Source organism: Gemmobacter denitrificans, from assembly GCF_036964905.1.
GTDB classification, from domain to species: Bacteria; Pseudomonadota; Alphaproteobacteria; order Rhodobacterales; family Rhodobacteraceae; genus Gemmobacter; species Gemmobacter denitrificans.
The window spans coordinates 1-906 of the sequence record NZ_JBALHR010000052.1; the positions used below are offsets into that span (position 1 = coordinate 1).

Genomic DNA, 906 nt, shown 5'->3' on the forward strand with positions numbered 1-906 from the left:
GCGGCGAACCGGGGCAGGGCAGCGATGGTTCGGGCGCAATGGGCATCGGTTGAGGAATTGCGCCGGTCCTTGCCACTGGTGGCGAAGGTGCTGGGCCAGATCATCGCGGAACGCCGCCGGCAGGGCGTGGCGCTGTTTCGCAAGTTTGTCAAGGCTCGGGAGGGAGCGCGCTATGGTTAAGCTTGGGTCGCGTCCCATCGGGCTTGCAGCTGCAGTTCTGGGCGAGCTCGATATCCTGCGCCCCCAGTCAGGGCGCGTGAAACCCGGGGCCTCTTCTCCCTCTCGGCAGAGCTTTCGCTTCTCGCCGCGTGCCAGCCAGCTCTGGCGGTTCTCGCTGGGGTCGAACGCGGCTGTGCTGAAGAAGATCGGCAAAGGCGGCACGGCCAACGCGAAAGAGCTGGCAGCCCAGATGGACTATCTGTTCTCGAAATCGGCCTCGATCTTTGGCAATGGGGTCGTGCTGGATGCTGGTGCCAAGGGGCTGACCCGGGACGAGCGCAATGAGATTGTCGGCGACTGGGTCGAGGATTGGCACGGTGCGCCGAAGAACGGGCATACCAGCCATCTTCTGATGAGCTTCCCGTCTCATGTGCGTCCAGAGAAGGCGAAGCTGATCGCCGAAGCATGGGCCTTCGAGATGTTCCAATCGGGCGAGCATCAGGATGATGTCTGGTCCTATGTCGCCGCCCTCCACACCGATAAGGCACACCCCCACGTCCACATGGTCGTCAACAACCGGGGCACGCTGAATGACAGCTGGTTCTTCATGGCGAAGGAGCATGCCTTCAACCTCGACATGATGAAAGCGCGCATGGTGGCGATCGCGGCGGAGGAGGGTGTGTTTCTGGATGCGACCTCGCGGGCCGAACGTGGGTTGCTGACCTATGGTCCTTCACGGGCAGAGAT

Annotated in this window: 2 protein-coding genes; both read left to right on the forward strand. The window is 62.6% G+C overall.

The window, feature by feature from the left end; translation table 11 throughout:
* A partial coding sequence (locus V6590_RS20780; RefSeq protein WP_335425624.1) for a hypothetical protein occupies positions 1-180 on the forward strand: 180 nt, incomplete at its 5' end.
* On the forward strand, positions 173-906 hold a 734-nt coding region (locus tag V6590_RS20785), incomplete at its 3' end, for a relaxase/mobilization nuclease domain-containing protein (RefSeq protein ID WP_335425625.1). The genes V6590_RS20780 and V6590_RS20785, both read left to right, overlap by 8 nt.